Genomic DNA, 8,190 nt, shown 5'->3' on the forward strand with positions numbered 1-8,190 from the left:
AGGCATTCGCCGTTTGGCTCCAGATTAAAGAATCACTTTTTTCACCAGCAATTTCTTTGCTAATCTCATTTTTAATATTCGTGATAGAATCACCAACACCGGCAAAGGCAGTCGCGACACTGTCATAAGTCGAGTCAGTAACGTCACCATCAGAATTGAAGCGCTTAACCTTGAATGTAGGAGCAGTCCACGTGCCATTCTCATACTTAGCGTTACCACCTAAAGATTTTGCAACTTTATCACCTAGAGCATAAAGCTGGGAACCATTAACGGCATCGGTTGACGTTTTTGAGAGTTCACCAGGAGAAACATCCAAAAGACGCCGTGTCTCACCTTCACTATTCCGAATAGTTATTTGAGTTAATGGTGAGGTAGCAGCAATAGTTATCTTCTTTTCATCATCCGCTCGGGCTAGTTCACGAGATAAGCTTCTTATAAGAGAAAAGCTGTCTGTGTTCTTATGCTGATCATCACTTTGAGATGGATTATCTTGTTTTTCCCCAATAGCATGGGGTTCCTTTATCTCAACAATCTGATGATTTAAACCTGCCAAATCACTATTAGTGCCAGAAAATGCATCCGCAACACTTTTATAACCTTCTACATTCTTATAACCTTCCGTACCTGCAAATGCAGTATCAAAAGCAGCTTTAGTCTGAAACTTAATATTAAGACTAAAGTTCTTGGGGGTATCCTCCCCCTCCATAAATGCAGAGCCACTATCTTTATATAATTTACTGCCAACTACATAGGCTGGCGGTATACCTTTAAGCGCATTTGCACCACCACTAAAGTCGTTTGATTTGTTATTTAAAATCTGAGTAGCAGCAGCAACAGGAGAAACATTTGATAAAAAGATAATCACTGAAGCCAATGAAAGCGCTTTAATAAAAAGCCGTCGATAAAACGAGCAAGAATTTTTACAATCATTCACCACTAGCGCTTTTGGTGTGGTATATAATTTTTTCATAACAAATTCTCCAAATAAGAAATACATATTTAGAACATTAAAAAGTCATATTTCAGTGCTAGGGGTGATTAACGACGTGATTTTTGTTTGTTCTCTATAAAGTTTGAGTTTGCCGCAGAGGCGAACAGAAGTAATTAGAAGTCCGGCAAGGTTGTGATGGACGTTGATTAAAGGTTTGGTTAATGGGTTTTTTATTTTTTCCGCTTTTAAGAAGGATGCTTTTTTTTGCAACAAAGCTCCTGAATGAGGGTGAAAAACGGATATGAAGAAGACATACTTGCGCCCTATTGTTAGATCTGCGGTTTATAGTTTTTAAAGTAAAAGAGTTCATTTTGTATAATTAAGAGGCTGTAATGTTTATTAGGGGAAAAGGTTAAGTTGTTGGCTGAATGATTTAGAGTACTTATTGTGAAATCATTACGCTTTTATCGCGGGGATAAGAGGCATACTCTTGAGCTTTGGATTTTTTTCTCTCAAAGAGCTTCAAAATAAAATGAAGGTGATTGTTTGTTTTTTTCATAATCCGTCGCGCCCCCCTTGCGAGCATCTTTCTGTTTTTACCAAAATGAGTCTTACTAAAGAATATTTCGCGATGTTATAGACTATTGCGTAAAATAGCAAGAGGAAAATGAATTTAATTATTTTTACAGAATGAGTCTTTCCGATTTATACAATCGTAAAATATCCTTATAACTTTAAAATTCATAGATTCCATGCACTATAGACTTGTCTAGAGGTTCTGTTTAATCGTTCGTTTTAGGTGTCCCATTTTGATCAAAATGAGTCTTACTAATAATTGCCGCTGTTGCGTACCTCATGATTGCTACTGCTATGCACAGAGCAAATAAATAAAATAATAATAATACGATTTTTGATTTTTTTAAACGTATCCCCCCAATGGATATTTTCTATCAATGAAATTATAGAACGTACAGTTTTAAAATACTGCGCGATTACGCACTGAGAGTACTACTCTGTATTTGTAAAATTTTTGTTAAAGCGCTTTACTTCTTACTAAAATCAATCTCACTAAGATTATTACTATAGAATACATTGTTATAAGACTTTATAAGTATACTACTCTATGGACTTCTCTGTAAAATATTACTTCTCTATAATATAAAATTTCGCCCTTGTCTGATGAGACAAGGGCGAAACTTCGCTTAAATTGTAGTTTTTCATATTCTCTGGTGTTATTTTAATTTCAGAGTTATTCCACCACCTACACCCCACTGACCGCCAGCACTGGTTGCTGATAGATTAGAACGAATCTTGCCATCTTCAGATGTATAACCTGCACCAATCGCAAAGGCAGATTGTCCACGCCAAAAACCACCACCAAATGAAACACTCACAGATCCTGGGTCATCGAAGTAACGTAAGTTAGAGACTGCCAAACCAATCGCTGCTGCTTGCCTTGCCTCTTTGCGCACATTCGTAATATCATAACTTAGTGCGTCAAACTTCATATCGGTATAGGATTTCGCCTCATTAACACCATTATCGACTTGTTCTTTAGTATACTCTTTCGCACTTTCAAGAGTAATCTTCATCTGCTCCGCGGTATGATCGTATAACTGACCACCATTCACTGCGTCCTTAGAGCCATGTTCAATTTTTCCATCTTGAACATTCGTAATCAAAACAGGCTCACTGTCATCGACACCTTTTAGAGTGATGCTATTGGTCTTTTTCCCCTCTTTATCAGTATCATAGCTAACCGCAACATTCACCTTTTTTTCAACTTCTGTTACCCTGCCTATAACGCCGTCTACCTTACGATCTACCGCCTGAAGCTGACTGTCAGTCACCTCATAAGTTGACTTTTCTAAAATTTCACTAGGAGCAACAGTTACCGTGGTTGAATTATCCGCCTCATCTATGGCGCTTTCTTCCTCATCTATGGCAAGAGGTAAGCTTCTTAGAAAACGTGCGCTTCTCATAAAAGGAAAGCCTTCTGAAAAAATATCCGAAGGATCACCATCTAGTGATTTACTCTCTGTTTCACCAACACCAAGGCCATTCTTTATATCAACAACCTGATGATTTAAACCTGCCAAAGCACTATTAACGCCAGCAAATGCATCCGCGACATTAGTATACTCTTTATCAATCTCATGACCGTCCTTATCAAAGGCTTTAACTGTGAAAGTCGGAGCACTCCAATTTCCACCTTTATATCCAGAACCACCACCGAAATAAGTAGCAATCTGGTTGTTTATCGAATAGAGCTGAGAACCAGTTATAGCATCAGTCGACGTTTCTGAAATCTCACCAGCAGCAATATCAAAAAGACGCCGGCTTTCACCTTCACTACTCATAAAACTTACTTGTTTTAATGGTGATTTAGGAGCAACAGTTATCGTAGTTGGAACCTTCACATTACCTGAAGCACTAGGTAAGCTTCTCATAAAAGGAAAGCCTTCTGAAATAATATCCGAACTATCAGTTTGAGAGGGCTTATTTTTTTCTTCAATACCAGGCTTACTCTTTATCTCAACAACCTGATGATTTAAACCTGCCAAAGCACTATTAACACCAGAAAACGCATCTGCAACATTAGTATAGTTTTTCTCAGTTTCATTACCATCCTTATCAAAGGCTTTAACTGTAAATGTAGGAGCTGACCATTTTCCCGCTTTATCATATCCAGCACCACCGCCAAAATAACTTGCAAATGCCTGAGTCATAAGATAAATCTGACCACCATTTACTGCTTCGGTCGATGTTGCCGTAAATGCACCCCCCTTAACACCAGAGAGAACTCGTGGAAAATTAACACTGTTTGCAATATCTATTCTATTACCACCCTTGTCTCCACCAATCGTAATAAGCCCAGCGCTATTTTGCTTAACAAAACTATCACCTGTCACACTTTCGATCTTTTGATTAAGATTCGTAAAAGAACTACTTACACCAGAAAGCGCATCCCCAACATTCTTATAGTTCTTTTCAGTCCCACTACCATTTTTATCAAAAACCTTAACTGTAAAAGTAGGAGCATTCCAGTTTCCATCTTTATCATATCCAGCATTATCACTAAAATAGCCTGCAACTACATTGCTCATGGCATAAAATTGAGAGCCATTTATCGCATCAGTCGATGTTGCTGTAATCGAACCAGCCTTAACACCCGCAAGAGTCCGTGCCACATTATCAACATTCGCGATATTTACCCTGGCCCCACTTACTTTTCCACCAATGGTAATAAGTCCGGTATCATCTTGCTTAACAAGATTATCACCTGTCCCATCAATGACTATATTCTCAATCTTTTTATCAAGATACGTGAAAGAACTACTTACGCCAGTAAAGGCATCCGCAACATTCTTATAGTCCTTTTCAGTTCCATTACCATTTTTATCAAAAACCTTAACTGTAAAAGTAGGAGCACTCCAGTTTCCATCTTTATACCCAGCACCACCGCCAAAATAGCCTGCAACTACATTGCTCATGGAATAAAGTTGAGAACCATTTATCGCATCAGTGGACGCTGCTGTAATCGAACCAGCCTTAACACCTGAAAGAGTCCGAACTGCATTATCAACGTTTGCAACGCTTACCTTAGTTCCACTTACTTCTCCACCAATGGTAATAAGTCCGGTATCATCTTGCTTAACAAGATTATCACCTGTCCCATCAATGACTATATTCTCAATCTTTTTATCAAGATTCGTGTAAGAACTACTTACGCCAGTAAAGGCATCCGCAACATTCTTATAGTCCTTTTCAGTTCCATTACCATTTTTATCAAAGACTTTAACTGTAAAAGTAGGGGCACTCAAGTTTCCATCCTTATAGCCAGCACCACCGCCAAAATAGCCTGCAACTACATTGCTCATGGAATAAAGTTGAGAACCATTTATCGCATCAGTGGACGCTGCTGTAATCGAACCAGCCTTAACACCCGAAAGAGTCCGAACTGCATTATCAACGTTTGCAATGCTTACCTTAGTTCCACTTACTTCTCCACCAATGCTAATAAGTCCCGTATCATCTTGCTTAACAAGACTGTTACCTGTCGCATCAATGACTATATTCTCAATCTTTTTATCAAGATTTGTGAAAGAACTACTTACGCCAGTAAAGGCATCCGCAACATTCTTATAGTCCTTTTCAGTTCCATTACCATTTTTATCAAAGACTTTAACTGTAAAAGTAGGAGCACTCCAGTTTCCATCTTTATAGCCAGCACCACCGCCAAAATAGCCTGCAACTACATTGCTCATGGAATAAAGTTGAGAACCATTTATCGCATCAGTAGACACTGCTGTAATCGAACCAGCCTTAACACCTGTAAGAGTCCGAACTGCATTATCAACGTTTGCAATGCTTACCTTAGTTCCACTTACTTCTCCACCAATGCTAATAAGTCCTGTATCATCTTGCTTAACAAGACTATTACTTGCCACCTTAATATTTTCAATCTTTGCATCAAGATTCGTGAAAGAACTACTTACGCCAGTAAAGGCATCCGCAACATTCTTATAGTCCTTTTCAGTTCCATTACCATTTTTATCAAAGACCTTAACTGTAAAAGTAGGAGCTATCCAGTTTCCTTTTCTATCGTATCCAGCACCACCGCCAAAAGAGATCGCAGTACTGATGCCTTGGGAAAAAAGCTGAGAACCATTGACTGCATCATACGAGATTGGCGAAACCCAACCATCAGCAACACCAGTAAGAGTCCTCAATCCATGAGAGCTATTTGCGATAGTTATTCTATTACCACCTACGTCCGCACCAATTGTAATAAGTCCTGATGCATCTTGCTTAACAAACTTATCATACCTAGTTTCAGCGACATAATTCTCCAAACCATACAACGCAGAACCAACATCTCTATATATTTTACCGTTAATTATATAGGTTGGCGCAATACTTTTACGTATATTTGTACCTCCACCAAAATACTGCGCTACATTACCCCAAAGATCACAAGCAAAAACAGGAGAAGCACTTGATAAAAAGGCAGCTACTGACACTAATGAAAGCGTTTTAATAAAAGGTAATCGATAAGACGAGCAAGAATTTTTTAAATTACTCACTGCTAGTGTGTGTGGTGTGGTATATAATATTTTTTTCATAATAAATCCTCTAAGTAAAAAAAGATATTAAAAACATTAAAAAGACATATTCTGGTGCTACTAAGCTCCAGAGATTATTTTTTCTTGTTTTATAAAAGATTAGGGTTGTCATAATGTGGGAGAGGACTATCTAAGATATCAATGAGGTTGTAGTCCACCTTGATTGATAGTCCGATTAATAAGGTTTATTTTCCCCTTTTAGGGGGGATTTTCTTTCTGTAGCAGAGCCTTTAAATTTAAAGGCGAAGAAAGGTGAAAGAAGTGTAGAAAAAACATGTTTGCGCGCTATTATTAAGTGTTGTGTGTTTAAGAGGCAATAAAGGATGTTTATTGCGCAAGGGAGTTAAGTTGTTTGTTGAGTAATTTAGAGCGTTTTTTGTAGGGTTATTGTGCTTTTGTCGTGAAAATAAGCGAGATACCCTTGAGTTTTATATTTGTATCTTTTAAAGCTTTTTGAGATCAGACGATTGTGATTTTGTAATTTTGCCATAACTCACCGCACCCCGCTTTGCGAGAAGATTTCTAGTTTCTTTTAATTAATTTTTCGCACTCTATACAGATTATTAAAAAATAGCAAGGAAAAAATATTAATTATTTTTTTATATAATGCGTCTTTCTGATTCTTGAAATAATTCAAAAATTCATAGCCTCATTGTTTACACTTTAGGCTTTTATAAAAGTGCTGGTGCATCGTTATGCTTTAAATATCCCTGTTGTGATCAAAGTGAGTCTTACTTAATCATTCCCGCTGCTACATACAAAGAAAATAATAAAAATGGAAAAAATGAGATTTTTTATTTCTTTAAGCATACCCCCTAGTGGATATTCCTATTAATAAAATTATAAACTGTACAGTTTTAAAATATTGTGCGATTACGCGTGCTCTATTAATTTATATGAAAACATCACTCTGCATTTGTAATTTTTTTTGTTAAAATGCTTCACTGTAACTAAAATTAGTCCCGCTAAGATTATTATTACAGAATACATTGTTATAAAACTTTACAAGTATACTACTCTATGAGTTTCTGTGTAAAATATCACTTCCTTATAAAATTTTTACCCTTGTCTGATGAGACAAGGGCGAATGCGTTTTTTATTATTAATTCAGTGTTAAGTTTACTCCTGCACTTAACCCCCTGTAACCTCTTGCACTCGTGACAGATATATTAGAGCGAATCTTTCCATCTTCTGACATATAAACGGTTCCAATAGCTCAAGCCAATCGACTACGCCATAAACCACTACCAAAACAAAGACTTAAAGACCAAAGGATATTAAAATAACTTAAATTCGATACTTCTAAACCAACAGCGGATGCCTGTCTTGCTTCTTTCTGAGCTGTCTTAATATCACATCTTAATGCTTCAAATTTTGTATCCGTGTAAGATTTTGCATCATTAACAACATTACTCATTGCATTATACTATGGATTCAGAAAAACATTTATCTATATATTTTTTCGCATCATTAAAAACTGTCTTAATCTGCTGCTCACTGTCATGTAATTGATCACCTTTTATGGCATTATACAATCCAATAATAATCTTATCAGCAGTAGAATTATGCAAAATAAAATACCCCCTATCTTGTCATAAAAAACAATGCTGCATTCATTAATAATATTATTACAATATATTAAAAATAAATATCGATTACTCAAATAATTCCTTTTGGAGATGATAAATGATTTTTTCATATAAAATTTCATAATAAAAAATATATTTTTACTCGAAATACGCCCTTATCTTCTATTGCTATTCATTTATGATGAAAATAACTTTCCTTCTCTTTAAATGGCACATGTAACGCATTTGATAAGAGAAGGAAAATTTATTTCGAATTTTCTATTGTTAATTCAGCGTTACCCTAAATCCAGCACCTACCCCCCAATGTCCCCCAGAACTCGTTGCAGATACGTTAGAGCGAAATCTTCCATTTTCAGACATATAACCAGCACCAAGAGCAAGTGCAGATTGACTGCGCCATACACCCGTACCAAATGAAAAACTTAATTTTCCCGGTGTATCGTCATAGCTTAAATTAGATACTGCTAGACCAATAGCAGCAGCTTGTCTTGCTTCTTTCCGAACATCCTGAATAGCATAATTCAACGTCTCAAATTTCATATCC

3 protein-coding genes and 1 pseudogene are annotated in these 8,190 nt (G+C 36.7%); all 4 read right to left on the reverse strand.

Annotation, left to right across the window (positions count from 1 at the left end; all coding sequences use genetic code 11):
- Nucleotides 1–970 (reverse strand): annotated as a pseudogene (locus ACFIK7_RS07665) (hypothetical protein); the annotation flags it as partial.
- Nucleotides 971–2,163: 1,193 nt separating this feature from the next.
- Nucleotides 2,164–6,057, reverse strand: coding sequence for a YadA-like family protein (locus ACFIK7_RS07670; RefSeq protein ID WP_375663193.1), 3,894 nt, complete (start codon nt 6,055–6,057; stop codon nt 2,164–2,166).
- 1,216 nt (nt 6,058–7,273) lie between these two features.
- On the reverse strand, nt 7,274–7,474 hold the full coding sequence (locus ACFIK7_RS07675) for a hypothetical protein (RefSeq protein WP_375663194.1): 201 nt from the start codon (nt 7,472–7,474) through the stop codon (nt 7,274–7,276).
- 436 nt (nt 7,475–7,910) lie between these two features.
- Nucleotides 7,911–8,190 (reverse strand): YadA-like family protein (locus tag ACFIK7_RS07680; protein ID WP_375663195.1); only part of this gene is annotated, 280 nt, incomplete at its 5' end.

The sequence above is a fragment of the Bartonella sp. CL266QHHD genome (genome assembly GCF_042195355.1).
In the GTDB taxonomy this organism is placed as follows: domain Bacteria; phylum Pseudomonadota; class Alphaproteobacteria; order Rhizobiales; family Rhizobiaceae; genus Bartonella.